Below are 16,087 nucleotides of genomic sequence, written 5' to 3' on the forward strand. Positions count from 1 at the left end.
TTCAGTTCCAAATAATGGAACAACATGTTTTTCCGGGAGGGAGATGGACTTGACCGAGACACAAGCAAAATTTCCCGATCTTAAGGATCGCACAGTCCTGATTACCGGCGGCGGCTCCGGTATAGGCGCGGCCCTTGTCGAGGGCTTCGCTCAGCAGGGCGCCAAGGTCGCCTTCATTGATATAGCGGAAGAGCCGAGCAAGGCGCTTGCCGCAAGGCTCTCGGCGCAATCGGCCCATCCGGTTGCCTTCTATCATGCTGACCTCCGCGACGTCAGCACCATTAAAAGCACGGTCGCTGCCGTCGAATCCGATCTTGGCGCGATCCGCGTCCTCGTCAACAACGCCGCCTGGGACGACCGGCACGAGATCGACACGACGACGGAGGAATATTGGGATAACAATCAGGCGATCAACCTCAAGCAGGTCTTCTTCGTCTCGCAGGCGGCAGCGCCGGGCATGCGCGCGGCCGGCGGCGGGGCGATTATCAATTTCTCCTCGATCGTCTTCAAGATGAACCCGCCGCATCTTTCCGCCTACGCAACCGCAAAGGCGGGCGTCATTGGCCTGACCAAGAGCCTCGCGGGCCGCTTTGGACCGGAGAATATCCGCGTCAACGCCATTTTGCCGGGCATGGTCGTCACCGAGCGGCAGATGGAGCTTTGGCTGACTGAGGATAGCATCGCCAAGACGATCGAGCGCCAATGCCTCAAGCATATTCTAAAGGCTGCCGATCTGGTCGGCCCGACACTATTTCTCGCATCCAATAGCGCAGGCAGCATCACTGCGCAGTCTATCATTGTCGACGGAGGTATTTTCTAGTGGCGAGTCCCGCATATATCGCGGTCGATTGGGGCACCAGCAGTTTCCGGCTGTGGCTGATCGGCGAAGATGACAGCATTCTCGGCGAGCGCCGCAGCGGCGAAGGTATGACATCGGCGGCTCAGACAGGCTTTGCCCAGGTGCTGCAATCGCATCTCGATGCCCTCGCCGCGCCTGCAAATCTTCCCGTCATCGTCTGCGGCATGGCCGGGGCGCGTCAAGGCTGGGTGGAAGCCGGCTATATCGACACGCCGACCTCGCTCTCTGCCATCCTTACCGGCGCCGTCTCCGTGCCCGGCCAATCGCGCGATGTCCGCATTCTGCCGGGCCTGGCGCAACGCGACAGGCAAGCGCCTGACGTCATGCGCGGCGAGGAAACGCAATTGCTCGGCGCGATCGCGGCTGATGCCAAGGGCGAGCAGGTCGTCTGCATGCCTGGCACGCATTCGAAATGGGTGCGTGTCGTCGATGGCCAAGTCACCGGCTTTTCGACCTTCATGACCGGCGAACTCTTCGACGTCGTCACCAAGCACAGCATCCTGTCGCATGCCGTTGCCGGCGCGGCCGACATGTCTGCGGACAGTACCGCTTTCGAGTCCGCGATCAAAGCGTCCTTCAACAAGCCGGCCCTCGCCACGAACCTGCTCTTTACCGCTCGTGCCGGCCAACTTCTGCATGGCCTGACGGCCGCCGGGGCGCACGCCTTGATCTCGGGCACGCTGATCGGTGCCGAAATCGCCGGCGCGCTGTCATCTGCCCGACAAGGGGCTGCGATTACTCTCGTTGCCTCCGGACGCCTGCAGACGCTCTACGAAGATGCATTCCGCACCTTGGGCCTCACCTATACGACTGTTGACGCCGATACCGCCGTCCGCCGCGGGCTTTCCGCCGCAGCGAAGGCGATCTGGCCGCATAACGAAAGAAAATGCTGATGACGACCCGCATCCCCTTCCCTCCCATGAAACGCCCGCTTATCGCCATTCTCCGCGGCATCAAACCCGAAGAGACGGCTGATATCGTCGGCGCTCTGATCGACGCCGGCCTGACGGCGATCGAAATCCCGCTGAACTCGCCGGAGCCCTTCCGCTCGATCGAGATCGCCGCCAAGATGGCGCCCGCCGACTGCCTGATCGGCGCCGGCACTGTGCTGAGCGTTGAAGACGTCGATCGGCTGGATGCCGCAGGTGGCAAACTGCTGGTGACGCCGAATGTCGAACCTGCCGTCATCAGCCGCGCACGCGATAAGAGCATGGTGACGATGCCTGGCGTATTCACCGCGACGGAAGCCCTTTCGGCTGCGCGCGCGGGCGCGACGGGTCTTAAATTTTTCCCGGCCGGCGTGCTCGGCGCCTCCGGCATCACCGCCATCCGCGCCGTGCTGCCGCCCGAGCTCGTTATCGCGGCCGTCGGCGGCGTTTCCGACAAGAATTTCGCCGACTACACCAAGGCCGGCATCCTGGCTTTCGGTCTGGGCACCAGCCTTTACAAGCCGGGAATGACGACAGCAGAGGTTGCCGAACGCGCCAAGGTAACCATTTACGCCTATGATGCTGCCGTAGGAGCCTGACCCATATGACCGACATTCATGATTTTCATGGCAATATTCTTTGCAACACCGCATCGGTTCTGGGCGAAGGACCGACCTATGATCCGGATACGGATACGGTCTGGTGGTTCAACATTATCGGCAAGGAACTTCATGAACTGCATCTGTCGACCGGCAAGAAGGAAGTTCACGCTCTGCCGATGATGGCAAGCGTACTCGCCCGCGTCGACGACCGACGGCAATTGCTCGCCACCGAAGAAGGACTGTTTCTTCGCGATATCGGATCCGGCGAACTGACCTTTTATGCCGCGATCGAGGCGGACAAGCCGGAGAACCGCTCCAATGACGGGCGTACCCATATTTCCGGGTCGTTGTGGATCAGCACCATGGGCAAGCGGGCGGAAATGCAGGCTGGCGCGATCTATCATGTCGCCGGCGGCAAGGTGACGAAGATCTTCGATCAGCTCAGCATTCCGAACTCCATCTGCTTTTCACCCGACGGCACGATCGGATATTTCACCGATACTCGCCTCAGCCAGTTGATGCGGGTGCTGGTCGATCCGCTGACCGGGATGCCTGTTGGCGAGCCGATTGTCATGGTCGACAGCATGGAGGACCCAGGCGGCCTCGACGGCTCGGTCTGCGATGCCGACGGCTACATCTGGAACGCCCGCTGGGGCTCCGGTTTCGTCGATCGTTACAGCCCGGACGGCTTGCGCATCGAGCGCTATCGCGTACCCGCCATGCAGCCCTCCTGCCCGGCCTTCATCGGCCAGAATGCCGATCGTCTTGCGGTAACGACCGCCTGGGAAGGCCTCGACGAGGACGCCCGCTCGATGCAGCCGCAAGCTGGCGCGCTCTTGGAACTCGGCCCTACGGTCAAGGGCGTTTTTGATCCGATCTACAAGATTTGATTGCATTTGCCTTCTCTCAATCGGGAGAAGGTGACTCCCCGACGGCAAAATTTTGTGAGCGCAACGGACCGCGGATAGAGGAGATTTGTGCGTCGAATTCAACTTGCTCATCGCCGCAACCCATTCGTGAAATCAATTGCTTAGGTTGCATTAAACTGTGCGTTCCCCTTTGATTTTTCGCGTTATATTGACCTCGCGGAGGTAGCGGACAGCCGTCTCGCGCAACACCTGCCGGAACTAAAGCCCTTTTCGACCATTTTCCTAACGAACCGGCACGGTGATGGTCAGCCAAAAGAGTGGCCCCGCCCGAGCCGGTTAACGTGCCCCCATCAGAATGAAAGGTAGGTTCACGATGACCGGCAAATTGTTCACTTCCGCCGCTGTTGGCGCGATCTTTGCCACAGCATCGGTTCTTTCACCGATGGCTTTCGCCCAAGCGCAGCAGCCGTCAACCGGCAACAACGCCGCGCCGATGACGCAGACCGCCCCGGCAACGCCAGACACCAAGACGGCTAAGCCGCAAAACAACGCCCAGGCTCCGGCCCCGGCACCGACGACAAACACGGCGCAGGCCGGTACATATCTGACCGAGCAGTCGGCGGATCAAATCAGCGCCAGGACCTATATGGGCCAGTCGGTCTATAATGGTCAGAATGAAAGCATCGGCAGCATCAACGACCTCATCCTGCAGAAACAGGGCGGTGTTATCGCCGCAGTTGTTGGCGTCGGCGGTTTCCTTGGCATCGGCCAGAAGAATGTCGCCGTTCCCTTCGACAAGGTCACCGCGACGCAGAATGCCCAGGACGGCAGCATCAAGCTGACGACCACGGAAACGGCTGACTCGCTGAAGGCCGCACCGGAGTTCAAGACACTTGCTATGCAGGCCTCCGAAAAGGCTGCAAAGACCCCGGCAACGGCCGCGGTGCCTGGAACCGACACCACGACGACCTCGTCGACCAGCAAATGACGATAATGTCGCATAACATTGAAAAACGGCGATCCATGCGGTCGTCGTTTTTCATATCTGCGGCAGCAGCGGTACGATCCTGTAATTACTTGAGCCGGGCGACCCTAGGCGGTTTCGCGCTCGCCAGCTAGTTCGTAGTAATTCTCGTGGAGATATCGCAGCGTCGCGACGCTGTCGGCAGGCTTGCCGTAATAATAGCCCTGCCCCATGGCGCAGCCGAGCGACCTGAGCTTTACCGCCTCGGCGCAATCCTCGATCCCCTCGGCGACCACCTCCAGGTCAAGTCCCTCGCACATCGCAAGGATCGCCTTGACGATATGTTCAGAGGCCCGGTCGGAATTGATGCGCGAGACAAAGGCGCGATCGATCTTCACCTTGTCAAAAATGAAATCGCGCAGACGGCCGAGGCTGGATTGGCCGGTGCCGAAATCATCGAGCGAGATGCGCACGCCCGCCGCTCTGAGATCGGCGATGATGCGGTGTGCCGTGTCGGCCGAGCTCATGACGGCCGTCTCGGTGATTTCCAATTCCAGCCGATGCGGATCGAAGCCGACGCGGCCGAGAATGGCGAGAATGCTGCTGCTCGTGCCGGGATCCATCAATTGTGCCGAAGACAGATTGAAAGAAAGGAAAAGCTCGCGCGGCCAGGAAAGCGCAGCCTCCGCCGCCTTGCGCAGTAGGGTCTCGGAGAGCGCGTCGATAAAACCGCGCTCTTCCGCAAGCGGGACGAAGACGGCGGGCGAGACGAAGCCGAGATCGGCGTCGTTCCAGCGGGCCAAGGCCTCGAAGCCAACGATCAGATTATTGGCGAGCGATACGATCGGTTGGAAATGCACGTCGATGGTATTTGAAATGATGGCGTTGCGCAGCGCCTGTTCGAGCTGCGTCGCGCGCTTCATCTCCTGGGCGATCTCTTTGGAATAGACGGTGATCTGGCCACGGCCGCGCCGCTTGGAGCGATAAAGGGCCGTCTCGGCGCTCTTCAGCAGATCTTCGAATTCCTCGCCGGCGAATGGATAGATGGCAAAGCCGAAGGAGGCGGAAAGACGAACGTTGCGGTCGCCGAGATCATAGGGCGCCGACAATACCTCGCGGATCATCTGCCCGAACTTTTCCGCACCGACACGCTCAAAGACCAGCGGCAGCACAAAGGCAAATTCGTCGCCGTCATGGCGGGTGACGGTGGCGCCATCGGGAATGCAGGCTTTCAGGCGATGGGCGACCTGGCAAAGGATCTCGTCACCGGCTTCGACACCGAAGAGGTCGTTGATCGGCTTAAAGGAATCGAGATTGGCAATGCCGATGGTGAAGGGCGCAGGATCGCTGGCGCGCTCGACCGAAAGCAGGCGCGCGCGATCGCGCATGCGATAGCGATTCCCCAACCCCGTCAGGGGATCGGTGTAAGCCATCGCCTGCAATTCATTCTGACTGACTGGCGCGAGCGATATTTCAGCCGATTTCATATTCAGTCCCGACATTTTCCTCCGACCGCGAAGGAGCATGACGGCGAAGTCTTAACAAAGGATGGCGGGATGGCGGTCATTCGATGTGAGCGATATCTATCAGGAAGACTTACTTAATTTGCGCTTTACGGCTGCCGCGCATGTATTTCTGAAATACAGTCTCAAGAATATCCGGGCTGACAGGCTTCATGATGACATCGTCCATGCCGGCGTCGACGCACTGGTTGCGGTCACGCTCGAAAGCCTGGGTGAGCACGCCGATGATCGGGGTGCGCGCTCCGCTGCCGTTTTCTGTACGGCGGATCAGCCTTGCGGCTTCGAAACCGTTGAGACCCGGCAGGGAGATATCCATCAGGATCAGCTCGGGGCGATGCTCGCCCCACAGTCGCACCGCTTCGTCGCCGCTGGCGGCAATCACGTAACGATAGCCGAGCCCCTCCAATATCTGCGAAAAGACGATCTGATTGATGTCATTGTCTTCTGCAACCAGGATCTGGAAACCACGATCCTCGCCGCGGGTTGCGATCTGCCAATCCTCCGCTCCGCCTTCAGCAAGCTCGCCGGCCTTGCCGCGGATGTTGCGGTTGAAATGCCGAGCGATCAAGAAAGTCAGTTCGGTGGCGAGCTGCGAGCCGTCCAGCAACAACGCCGGTACATTCTGCCGCTCGGCCAGTTCCAGGCCGCGTTTGCCAAGCTGGTTGTCGACGATGACGAGATCAATCTTGATGCCGAGGGAGCTTGCGACATCCAGGAATGCCGCCTCCTCGCTTTCGTTGTGAACCGAACAAGCCTCAAAGCCATATTTGGCAAGCATCTTCAATGCCGCCGATTCAGCAGCAAGATCGCCCGTAACCACAAGGATCTTGCGACCGGAGAAATTCTCGGGAACAAACGTCTCCATGGCGTGCGGTCGGCGCGAGGCAGTCTGAAGTGCTGTTATCGGCACATAGGCGCGCCGATAGGACCGGTCGTTGTTCTCCTTGATCTGCGAGGCAAGAGCGAACTCATCGAAATCCGCGCCCTCTTTCGGCAGATCCTGCATGGTGGCAACGAGGAAATAGCGGCCAGGCTTGCCTATGCGCTGTTTCCTGGTGACCACTTCGCGCTCGACGCCATCGCGGGAAATCTGCCGCTGGCGCGAGATGGACATTTCGCCGGTCTCCATGACATGCCGGTCGCTCTCCTCGAAGCGGTTGGCAACGTCTGTGGAGAAGAGGTCGACACCCTTACGGCCCAACACCTCATCCGCCGAGGTCTGATATTTGTCGCAGAACGCTTTGTTGACCGCGACATAGACCATGTTGCGGTCCTTGACGAAGAGCGGAAATGGCAGGTTGTCGAGAATATCTTCCGTAAGCTGCACCCGCTCCATGTCGAGGCGCCACTGCTCCTCCCGCTTCTTCACCTCCGAAATATCCGAGAGGATGCAGACGCCGAACCCCGAGGGCAGCCGGCGCTTGACGAAGCGAACCCAACGATCCTCACCCAATCGCTCCGTCGCCTCGAAACGCTCGCGCCAATGCCTGGCAATCCGCTGTGAGACCCAATCGTCACGCGTTGCCGCCGAGTTCGTATGGACATCGCGATGCCGGACGCCGGTATCAAAGACAGCGCCGAGAAAATCGCGCAGCCGTGTTGACGGTTGCAGGAATTGCGGCGGGATCGGGAAAAAATTCAGGACCTGACGACTGGCAAACAGCAGTAGATCGTTCTTGTCGTAGATAAGGAAGGCGCTGGAGAGCCCATCACAGACAGCATCGAACAGGGCCGCCTGCAGATTGCCGTCAGACGGAACATCTTCCGTAATTGCTGCAAAAGCTGCCTTATCAATCTCGGCAGTCATTCGTCCGATTCCTACATCTATCCGATATCACGGCACGCTAAGGTTGAGAGCGGTGGAGATAGCTCTCAAGGCAAATTTATGAAGATATCATGCTGGCCTGAACACTTGAAACAGGCGGAAGTCGGCTCATGGATATGACGGTCACCAGCCTGCCGCCAAAAGCCGTTAACGTGCAAAAGCGCGCCACCTGCAATCATTTCAAGTTCTGTGAATGCAACCTGTCATTATTCCCTTAAACATTGATTAAATTTCTAATCAAGCTCTCGCCTGAATTGGGTGGATGACGAAAGGCAGACTGTGTTTTCTCTTTCCACCTCGCCGCGAATCCACGAAAATGACGACATGGCCATCAAGCAACTCTCCGAAACCCTGATCAACCAAATCGCCGCCGGCGAAGTCATCGAGCGGCCGGCAAGCGCTGCCAAGGAGCTGATCGAAAACGCGCTGGACGCCGGCGCGACGCGCATCGAAATCGCGACGGCCGGGGGCGGCAAAGCGCTGCTGAGGGTCAGCGACAACGGTTCTGGTATGGCGCAGGCGGATCTGGAACTGGCCGTCAGGCGGCATTGCACCTCGAAGATTTCCGATACGCTGGAGGATATCCGCACCCTCGGTTTCCGCGGCGAAGCCCTGCCGTCGATCGGCTCGGTGGCCAAGCTGTCGATCGCCAGCCGGAGACCCGGCAGCGATGGTGGCGCCGAAATTGCGGTCTCCGGCGGCAGGGTGCTGCACCTGCGCCCTGTGGCTGCCAATCCTGGCACGATCGTCGAGGTGCGTGACCTGTTCTTCGCGACGCCGGCGCGGCTGAAATTCCTGAAGACCGAGAAGGCCGAGGCTGCGGCGATCACCGAAATCGTCAAGCGCATGGCGATCGCTTTCCCACGCGTGCGTTTCGTGCTGTCCGGCAGCGACCGCGCGACCCTGGAATTTCCCGCCACCGGCGATGATCATCTCGCCCGCATGGCGCAGGTGCTCGGCAACGAGTTCAAGGATAATGCCATCGAACTCGACGCCGTACGGGAGGATGTGAGCCTGACCGGCTTTGCCGGCGTGCCGACTTTCAATCGCGGCAACTCGGCGCATCAATATGCCTTCGTAAACGGCAGGCCAGTGCAGGATAAGCTGATCCTGTCGGCGATCCGTGGCGCCTATGCCGAGACGATACCCTCCGGGCGCTATCCCGTTGCCGTCCTCTCCATCACGCTCGACCCCGCCTTTGTCGACGTCAACGTGCATCCGGCGAAATCCGATGTCCGTTTCCGCGATCCCGGGCTCGTGCGCGGCCTGATTATCGGCGCGATCCGCGAGGCCCTGGCGCGCGAGGGCGATCGTGCCGCAACGACGGGCGCCGACGGCATGCTTCGCGCGTTCAGCCCCGGCGGTTCCGGTTTCCAGCCCGCGTGGCGACCTTCAGCACCAACCGCACCATGGACACCCGAGGCTTCGCTATCGCGGCCCTATCAGCCCTCGACGAACGGATATGGTTTTGGCGAGCGACCCCAGGCCGCCTTCGACGGCCTCGCCGTGCCGACGGCCCGCGCCGAAACCGCCACGCCAATCGAGCCTGTACGCATGGAGGAACCCGCTCGGTTTCCCCTGGGCGCAGCGCGTGCCCAACTGCATGAGAACTACATCGTCGCACAGACCGACGACGGCCTCGTCATCGTCGACCAGCACGCGGCGCATGAGCGGCTGGTGTTCGAAGAAATGCGCAAAGCCCTGCATTCGAAGCGGCTGTCTTCTCAGGTCCTGTTGATCCCCGAGATCGTCGATCTGTCGGAGGAGGATTGCGACCGGCTGATGGTATTTGCCGACGAGCTTGCCGAACTCGGCCTTGCGATCGAGCGTTTCGGTCCTGGCGCGATTGCGGTGCGCGAGACGCCGGCGATGCTCGGCGAAGTGGATGCGCAAGGGCTTGTCCGGCAATTGGCCGACGAGATCGCCGAGTGGGACACAGCTTCCGGCCTTGCCGCCAAGTTGGAATATGTCGCAGCCACAATGGCTTGCCACGGCTCGGTGCGCTCTGGCCGACGGCTGAGGCCAGAGGAAATGAACGCGCTGCTGCGTCAAATGGAGGCAACGCCCGGCTCGGGCCAGTGCAATCACGGCCGGCCTACCTATATAGAATTGAAGCTTTCGGATATTGAACGGCTGTTCGGACGGAGCTGACAGCAGATACGGTCGAAAGAACTGGAAAAGTCCAGCTTGCCGGGGTATGGCAAACAGATGACAAAGATTGAGGACGGCATCAGATGAATCTTTTTGAGGGACATGGAAACCGCGAGGCGAAGATTCGCTATCTCGACGGCGATTTCCAAATCCTCATGCCCGGTTCCTATGTCGTCTGCGCCATGACCGGCAAGCACATCGCGCTCGATGAGCTGCGCTACTGGAGCGTCGCCCGGCAGGAGCCCTATGCCGACGTGATATCGTCGCTGGAAGCCGAAAAACGCGCCGGCGCGCTCCCGAACCAGAAGCGCTGACGACCGCAATTCCTATTTTGCTTTCTGTCCTTCCCGCAACCGCCGTTCGCGGGCGGCTGCGATTGCCCGGTCGATGATCAGGCCCGGCGCGCGGTGATCATCGAAGACCATGTCGATCTCGATGACGCGGCAGGCTTCCAGCAGCTCGTCGGCACGGCCGTGATGGCCGATCAAGCGGACATAGTCCTTGGAGGTGGTGACGATCTCCAGGCTCTCGCGGGCGGCGATATCGAGAATGTCGGCTATATCGTCCTCGCCCGGATGTTCGTGATCGCCAAAGGTACGGCTAACAGCGATATTGGCCCCCAGGGACTCGACCGTGCGGAAGAATTTGGTGGGATCGGCAATACCTGCGAAGGCAAGCACGTTTCGGCCGTGCAAATCCTCCTGCCCGCGCACCTTGACCGACGCGGCGAAGAATGGCTTCCCGGCCCTCGCCGCCATGCGCACGATCCGATCGGCCGCATTGCCTTCGCCGACCTTCAGCAGCGCCGAGGCATAGCGCAACTGTGTCCGCAACGGCGCGCGCACCGGTCCGCTGGGAACGAGATAGCCGTTGCCGATGCCTCTTGTGGCGTCGATGACGACCAAGGCGTAATCGATGGCAAGTTGCGCGCTCTGAAAGCCGTCATCCATGATGATGAGGTCGGCACCCTCGTGCACCAGCCGCTGCGCCCCCTCGAAGCGTCGGCGCGAGATTACAGTCAATGCCTCGCGAGCGAGTAGCAGCGGCTCGTCGCCGACGGCGGTGGCATGATGGTGATGCGGATCGACGACGGTCGTCACGTCGAGCGAACCGCCATAGCCGCGGCTGAGGAAGCCCGGCTTCAATCCCTTTGCCTTGGCGACACGGGCAAGCGCCAGTGCCGTCGGCGTCTTGCCGGCGCCACCCACCGTGAAATTGCCAACACAGATGACCGGCACCGGAACGGAGGCGCGACGACCGTGCAGCATGCGATGCCCGGCAACGCGGCCGTACAGAAAGGAAAAGGGCGAAAGCCCCCAAGCGCGCCAATCCGGCTTCCGCCACCAGAAAGGCGGTGCTTCCGATACCATAGTCTAATCCCGCCTCGCGCCGGCTGTTGCCCATAAGATCCTGGAGCGTTCAGCTTTTCATTGAATCTAAGAACCGCTCCATCTTTTGTTCTTTCGCAATTCCGGACGGAAAACCGCCGCGCACTTTTCCTGAAATTGCTCTAGTAAGGCGGCAAGAAAGGGCAGATCGGATGAAAAAGCAAGCCTTTGCCTTGGTCACACCGTCTGAGCAACGGGCAGCAGGCTTTCCAATTCCGTGATGTCGTTCAGGCAGTAATCGGAAGCGGCCGCGAGCGATTCACGTGATCCGGTGCCGGTCAGTACGCCGACCCTCAGGCCTGCACCGGCATTATGTGCCATGTGCAGGTCATGATTGTTGTCGCCGACGACGGCGATTTGCGCGGGGGAAAGGCCCGTCGCTTCGCAGAAGCCGAGCACCATCCCAGGCTCCGGCTTGGTTCCGAAGCCGCTGTCGTAACCGGCGATGTAATCAAGATAATCGAGGAAACCAAAACGGCGCGCCGTCTGGCGGATGGAGCGCTCATTGTCGCTGGAGGCAACGCCGAGCCGGTAGCCCCGCGCGTGAAGGCGGCGGAAGAAGGCGCCGAGATCCGTGACCGGCGCGGAGAAGTCCGCCGCAAGGGAAAATAACGCATCGAGCTTTTCCGTCAGCTCGGTCACATCCATCCTGGAGCCGGCAGCAACGAGGCCCTCGGAAATCTGGCGGGTATTGCCGGCGGCGAGCAGGCTGTCGGGCACGATATGGCCGGTGACCGGGTCCATGCCACAAGCCAGAAGCAGCTGATCGGCAAGTGCGGCATCTCCCTGGGCGGCAATGCCGGCAAGCTCGCGATTGACCGGCAGCCAGCTCTCATCATAGTCGAGCAGCGTGCCGTCCTTGTCGAAGAGAATGCCCGCGATCGTACCCAGCTTAATTGCCGTCATGGAGTACTCCCCTTTATCCCTGCGCGCTCATCTTCGGCAGCAACCGGGCCTTCACCGTCAGCGGGTTGATGTAGGGCTCCAACCCCTTGACGGTCGCCGCGAGCGCTCCGCGCATCTCGTGCACGGCGACGTAGCCGGCGTCGATCATGCCGCGCCGCGCCGCATCGTTGGTCAGCAGGTAATGCACACCCCTCGCCAGCATCTCGGTATCGCGCACCATGCGGGCGCTGCCGCGGCGGGCGAGTAACTGGTAGGCATCGCGGAAATTCTGGACGTGGCCGCCCGACAGGATCGCGCAACCGAGCATGGCCGGCTCGAGCGGATTCTGTCCGCCTTCGTTGAACAGCGACTTGCCCATGAAGGCAACGTCGGTCATCCGCAGATAAAGCCCCATCTCGCCGATCGTATCGCCGAGGAATACATCGACATCGGGCGACAGGATATCGTTGCGGGTGCGGCGCGCGACTTTCAGTCCCTGTTCGACGAGCAACGCCTCAATCGCGTCGCAGCGCTCGGGATGGCGCGGCACGATCATGGTCAACTGGCCGTTATGCTCTTTCAGCGTCTTATGGACGACAGCAGCGGCACCTTCCTCACCCTCGAAGGTCGAGACGGCGGCCCAGGTTTTGCGGTCGCCGATCTGCTTCATGTAACGGGCAAGGGTCGGCGCATCGTAGGGCGGCGCGTCGGTATCCACCTTGAGATTGCCGGATTTGATTACCTGCCGCGCACCGAGATCGCGATAGCGCTCGGCATCGAGATCGGACTGGGCGACGACCAGCGCAAGACTTTCGAACAGCGCTTCCGAGAGCGAAGGATGCCTGCCCCAACGAGCAAAAGAGCGATCCGATAAACGGGCGTTGACGAGGATCTGCGGGATGCGCCGGCGGCCAAGCTCCATGATGGTCATCGGCCAGATCTCGGATTCGGCGATGATGGTGCAATCGGGCTGCCAATAATCGAGGAAACGGCTGATGGCTGGCTTCACGTCGAGCGGCACATATTGGTGGATGACTTCGTCGCCGAGCCGCTCCTGCGTCACTTTGGCCGAGGTGATGGTTCCCGTGGTGAGAATGACGTGGATGTCGCGGCGGCGGATTTCTCGGATCAGCGGAACGACCGCCGAAGTCTCGCCGACACTTGCGGCATGAATCCAGACGAGTGGTCCCTGCGGGCGATTGGCGCTGGCGTAGCCGAAACGCTCCAGCCGACGGGAACGGTCCTCCTTGCCCTTGGCGGCGCGGACGGCGAGATAAGGCCCGATGAGGGGATAGATCGCAATCCCACCGAGGCGGTAAGCACCCAAAGTGAGGCGCGCCCTGAGGCTGCTCATCTCGATTGCCTCCGATCCAAGCTGATCGTCATCGATGCCAAGTCCTACTTGTCTCACGGCCGAAAGATCGGCCGATTCTTCGTTCTGATTGCGTCAAAAATACCGCGCCATAGCCGGATTGAAAACGACAACGCCCATCCGGACGGGAATATCAAATGTAAAATGAAGCGGACGCGGCTTTACGAGGAAGCCTTGTCCCGCGGATCAAGCAAACGATGCAGATGGACGATGAAATACCGCATATGGGCATTATCGACGGTCTGCTGCGCCTTCGACTTCCAGGCAATCAGCGCGCTCGCATAGTCGGGATACATGCCGACAATATCGAGTTCGTTCAGATTGCGGAACTGTACTTCCTCGAGGTTTTCCAATTCCCCGCCGAATACGAGGTGCAATAGCTGCTTTTTGCCGCTGGTATCAGTCATTTTCGTCTCTTTCTGCTGTCGTCCCCCTCTTCTCTTCCTGTGCGGGATTTTGACCAAAAGGTCAACTGTCTCGTCTGTGGGCGAGTTGGCGCAGGAATTCCGGCAGCCGCGCCACTGGCGCGCCGCAGAGTTCGCCATGCGAGACATCGGCGCGATTATAGGTGAGCGGATGACCCGAGAGATCGACCAGCGCCCCGCCCGCCCGCTCCAGAATGAGGTCAGCGGCGGCAAGATCCCAGTCGTGGGAATTGCGCTTGACGATCGTCCCTTCCAGCCGGCCGTCGGCGACCATGGCAAGGCGAAGGGCGAGCGACGGCACATGCTTCACCCGCTCGATCGTCTTGCGGAAATCCCCTTCAAATCCGTTCAGCATGTCCTCTGCGGTGGCAAGCCTACAGGTATCATGATCCGGCCTGGCTGAAACCGTGATCGGCTCGCCGTTCTTCAGCGCCGGGCCGTCGGCCGTCGCAACGAACAACTCGTTGAGCGCCGGCGCATAGAGTACGCCCGCGGTCGGGCGCCCATCGGTCACCACTGCGGCACTGACACACCACAGCTCGAGTCCCGACAGAAACCCGCGCGTGCCGTCGATCGGATCGACAACGAAGAGGGTGCCATGCGACAGCCGCGCCGCATCGTCGTCGGTCTCTTCCGAAAGCCAGCCGTAATCCGGTCGTGCGGGACGCAGGATAGCGGCGAGCTTTTCGTTGGCCGCGAAATCGGCGGCGCTGACAGGGGAGCGGCCCTCGTTTTTCCACCAGACCTCAGGCGATTGCCGGAAATAACCCAGAGCGATTTCGCCGGCCTGGCGCGCCGCTTCAACGATCAATTCGAGATCGCTCAATTGGCCGACTACGTCTCTATCGCTCATTCCGAAATTCCAATCTCCGACTCAGCGCCCAGCGAGCGTCATGCCCTCGATGGCGAGCGTCGGAGCCGCGACGCCGAAATTGCGGTCGATATCGTTTGCCGGCGTCACGCGCATGAACATGTCCTTGAGATTGGAGGCGATCGTCACCTCCGAAACCGGGAAAGTCAGCTCGCCGTTCTCGATCCAGAAACCGGTGGCGCCACGGCTGTATTCGCCGGTGATCATATTGACGCCCTGGCCGATCAGCTCGGTGACGTAAAAGCCGTTGCCGACATTGCGGATCAGCTCTTCCGGCGACATATCGCCCGGCTCCAGCGCCAGGTTGGTAGAGGACGGAGAAACGGCCGTGCCGCCGCGCGATCCCCGGCCGTTGGTCCTGACACCGCCGATTTCACGCGCCGTCGACGTGGACAGGAACCAATGCTTCAGCACGCCGTCCTCGATCATCACCAGCCGCTTGCCCGAAACGCCTTCGCCGTCGAAGGGCCGCGACGCGGGGCCGCGCACGATCAAGGGATCATCCGTGATCGACAGGCCGGCCTTCAGCACCTTCTGGCCCATCTTGTCGCGCAGGAAACTGGTCTTGCGTGCGACGGACGCACCATTGATGGCCCCCGCGATATGCCCGACGAAGCCGCGCGCCACGCGCGGATCGAAAACGACGGTCAGATCCTTTCCGGTCGGAACCTGACGCGGATTGACCCGCTTGACCACCCGCTCGCCAGCGCGGCGGCCGATGTCCTCGGCGGCGTCCAGCTCGGCGAAATAGAGGCGGCTGTCGAAATCGTAATCCCGCTCCATGCCGGTGCCCTCGCCGGCGATGACGCTGACGGAGCGGCCGAAGCGTGAGCCCATATAGTGACCGGCAAAACCATGTGACGTCACGAGCACCATGCCCCCCATACCGGCGGATGCACCCGCGCCCGAGGAATTGCTGACGCCGGGGACGGCGAGTGCTGCCTCTTCCATCGCAAGGGCCGCATCGCGCAATTGAACCGACGAGACCTCGGTCGGGTCGAAAAGTTCGAGATCGGGGTAGGTCTTGGCGAGATCGGCTTCGTCGGCAAGGCAGGCGAACGGATCTTCCGGCGAGACCCTGGCCATGGCGACCGCCCGCTCGGCAAGCGCCTGCAGATCGAAACCGGGATTGGCCGAGACGTTGGCGACACGGTTGCCGACAAATACCCTCAGCGAAAAATCATCGCTTTCGGAGGATTCTGTGCCCTCGACCTTGCCGAGGCGAACGCTGACGGATTGGGCCCGCGAGCGCACGACGACGGCATCGGCCGCATCCGCGCCGGCTTTCCGGGCGAGGTCGATCAACTGGCTGGCACGGGAAAGCAGAGTGGCGGAATCGATTTCTGAGGACATGATTTGGCCTTTCCTTCGCGTTCCATTTATTGTGCACTACATAAAGCATCAAGGGCGGCTACGCCGATTCT

At 60.8% G+C, this 16,087-nt stretch carries 15 protein-coding genes; 7 read left to right on the forward strand and 8 right to left on the reverse strand.

Going from position 1 to position 16,087, the window contains the following annotated elements:
* The first annotated feature begins 49 nt into the window (after positions 1-49).
* The 5 genes from PY649_RS27970 (at position 50) to PY649_RS27990 (ending at position 4,247) form a co-directional block, all read left to right on the forward strand.
* Positions 50-820, forward strand: coding sequence for an SDR family NAD(P)-dependent oxidoreductase (locus PY649_RS27970; RefSeq protein WP_285872151.1), 771 nt, complete (start codon positions 50-52; stop codon positions 818-820).
* Positions 820-1,752, forward strand: coding sequence for a 2-dehydro-3-deoxygalactonokinase (locus PY649_RS27975; RefSeq protein ID WP_285872153.1), 933 nt, complete (start codon positions 820-822; stop codon positions 1,750-1,752). The genes PY649_RS27970 and PY649_RS27975 overlap by 1 nt, the downstream gene beginning before the upstream one ends.
* Entirely contained in the window at positions 1,752-2,387 is a 636-nt protein-coding gene (locus tag PY649_RS27980) for a 2-dehydro-3-deoxy-6-phosphogalactonate aldolase (RefSeq protein WP_285872155.1), read from the forward strand. Before PY649_RS27975 ends, PY649_RS27980 begins: the two co-directional genes overlap by 1 nt.
* 5 nt (positions 2,388-2,392) lie before the next feature.
* Positions 2,393-3,280: an SMP-30/gluconolactonase/LRE family protein gene (locus tag PY649_RS27985; protein WP_285872156.1), complete on the forward strand. Its 888-nt coding sequence runs from the start codon at positions 2,393-2,395 to the stop codon at positions 3,278-3,280.
* A gap of 352 nt (positions 3,281-3,632) precedes the next feature.
* Entirely contained in the window at positions 3,633-4,247 is a 615-nt protein-coding gene (locus PY649_RS27990) for a PRC-barrel domain-containing protein (RefSeq protein WP_285872157.1), read from the forward strand.
* A gap of 104 nt (positions 4,248-4,351) precedes the next feature.
* Here the strand turns inward: PY649_RS27990 and PY649_RS27995 are convergent, their stop codons facing one another.
* Both PY649_RS27995 and PY649_RS28000 read right to left on the reverse strand, forming a co-directional pair.
* Positions 4,352-5,710: a putative bifunctional diguanylate cyclase/phosphodiesterase gene (locus PY649_RS27995; RefSeq protein ID WP_285872255.1), complete on the reverse strand. Its 1,359-nt coding sequence runs from the start codon at positions 5,708-5,710 to the stop codon at positions 4,352-4,354.
* 109 nt (positions 5,711-5,819) lie between these two features.
* A complete protein-coding gene (locus PY649_RS28000) occupies positions 5,820-7,553 on the reverse strand; it encodes a response regulator (protein WP_285872158.1) in 1,734 nt (577 codons plus the stop codon).
* A gap of 342 nt (positions 7,554-7,895) precedes the next feature.
* Between PY649_RS28000 and mutL the strand changes: the two genes are divergently transcribed.
* Positions 7,896-9,722 (forward strand): DNA mismatch repair endonuclease MutL, encoded by a 1,827-nt coding sequence (gene mutL, locus PY649_RS28005; protein WP_285872159.1) that lies wholly within the window; start codon positions 7,896-7,898, stop codon positions 9,720-9,722.
* An 83-nt stretch (positions 9,723-9,805) separates the two neighbouring features.
* The gene (locus PY649_RS28010; protein WP_104822141.1) at positions 9,806-10,036 is read left to right on the forward strand and encodes a DUF2093 domain-containing protein; all 231 of its coding nucleotides are present in this window, start codon (positions 9,806-9,808) and stop codon (positions 10,034-10,036) included.
* A 12-nt stretch (positions 10,037-10,048) separates the two neighbouring features.
* Here PY649_RS28010 and lpxK read toward each other — a convergent pair whose 3' ends face one another.
* The 6 genes from lpxK to PY649_RS28040 all read right to left on the reverse strand — a co-directional run bounded on the left by lpxK (position 10,049) and on the right by PY649_RS28040 (position 16,016).
* Complete coding sequence (gene lpxK / locus PY649_RS28015) at positions 10,049-11,092, reverse strand: tetraacyldisaccharide 4'-kinase (RefSeq protein WP_285872160.1); 1,044 nt, start codon at positions 11,090-11,092, stop codon at positions 10,049-10,051.
* A gap of 195 nt (positions 11,093-11,287) precedes the next feature.
* Entirely contained in the window at positions 11,288-12,016 is a 729-nt protein-coding gene (locus PY649_RS28020; protein ID WP_285872161.1) for an HAD family hydrolase, read from the reverse strand.
* Positions 12,017-12,029: 13 nt separating this feature from the next.
* Entirely contained in the window at positions 12,030-13,349 is a 1,320-nt protein-coding gene (gene waaA / locus PY649_RS28025; protein WP_285872163.1) for a lipid IV(A) 3-deoxy-D-manno-octulosonic acid transferase, read from the reverse strand.
* A gap of 179 nt (positions 13,350-13,528) precedes the next feature.
* Complete coding sequence (locus tag PY649_RS28030) at positions 13,529-13,774, reverse strand: DUF4170 domain-containing protein (protein ID WP_285872164.1); 246 nt, start codon at positions 13,772-13,774, stop codon at positions 13,529-13,531.
* Between the two features lie 61 nt (positions 13,775-13,835).
* Positions 13,836-14,645 carry a 3'(2'),5'-bisphosphate nucleotidase CysQ gene (locus PY649_RS28035; protein WP_285872165.1) on the reverse strand — a complete coding sequence of 270 codons (810 nt, stop codon included), beginning with the start codon at positions 14,643-14,645 and terminating at the stop codon, positions 13,836-13,838.
* Positions 14,646-14,666: 21 nt separating this feature from the next.
* Positions 14,667-16,016 carry a TldD/PmbA family protein gene (locus tag PY649_RS28040; protein WP_285872166.1) on the reverse strand — a complete coding sequence of 450 codons (1,350 nt, stop codon included), beginning with the start codon at positions 16,014-16,016 and terminating at the stop codon, positions 14,667-14,669.
* Positions 16,017-16,087 lie beyond the last annotated feature (71 nt).

This window comes from Rhizobium mayense, from assembly GCF_030272705.1.
In the GTDB taxonomy this organism is placed as follows: Bacteria; Pseudomonadota; Alphaproteobacteria; order Rhizobiales; family Rhizobiaceae; genus Rhizobium; species Rhizobium mayense.

Bases quoted from the DNA above. Each gene is read 5' to 3' on its own strand.
- PY649_RS27980 (WP_285872155.1), top strand. From the start codon at position 1,752: ATGACGACCCGCATCCCCTTCCCTCCCATGAAACGCCCGCTTATCGCC.
- PY649_RS27985 (WP_285872156.1), top strand. From the start codon at position 2,393: ATGACCGACATTCATGATTTTCATGGCAATATTCTTTGCAACACCGCA.
- PY649_RS27990 (WP_285872157.1), top strand. From the start codon at position 3,633: ATGACCGGCAAATTGTTCACTTCCGCCGCTGTTGGCGCGATCTTTGCC.
- PY649_RS27995 (WP_285872255.1), bottom strand. From the start codon at position 5,710: ATGAAATCGGCTGAAATATCGCTCGCGCCAGTCAGTCAGAATGAATTG.
- PY649_RS28000 (WP_285872158.1), bottom strand. From the start codon at position 7,553: ATGACTGCCGAGATTGATAAGGCAGCTTTTGCAGCAATTACGGAAGAT.
- mutL (WP_285872159.1), top strand. From the start codon at position 7,896: ATGGCCATCAAGCAACTCTCCGAAACCCTGATCAACCAAATCGCCGCC.
- PY649_RS28010 (WP_104822141.1), top strand. From the start codon at position 9,806: ATGAATCTTTTTGAGGGACATGGAAACCGCGAGGCGAAGATTCGCTAT.
- lpxK (WP_285872160.1), bottom strand. From the start codon at position 11,092: ATGGTATCGGAAGCACCGCCTTTCTGGTGGCGGAAGCCGGATTGGCGC.
- PY649_RS28020 (WP_285872161.1), bottom strand. From the start codon at position 12,016: ATGACGGCAATTAAGCTGGGTACGATCGCGGGCATTCTCTTCGACAAG.
- waaA (WP_285872163.1), bottom strand. From the start codon at position 13,349: ATGAGCAGCCTCAGGGCGCGCCTCACTTTGGGTGCTTACCGCCTCGGT.
- PY649_RS28030 (WP_285872164.1), bottom strand. From the start codon at position 13,774: ATGACTGATACCAGCGGCAAAAAGCAGCTATTGCACCTCGTATTCGGC.
- PY649_RS28035 (WP_285872165.1), bottom strand. From the start codon at position 14,645: ATGAGCGATAGAGACGTAGTCGGCCAATTGAGCGATCTCGAATTGATC.
- PY649_RS28040 (WP_285872166.1), bottom strand. From the start codon at position 16,016: ATGTCCTCAGAAATCGATTCCGCCACTCTGCTTTCCCGTGCCAGCCAG.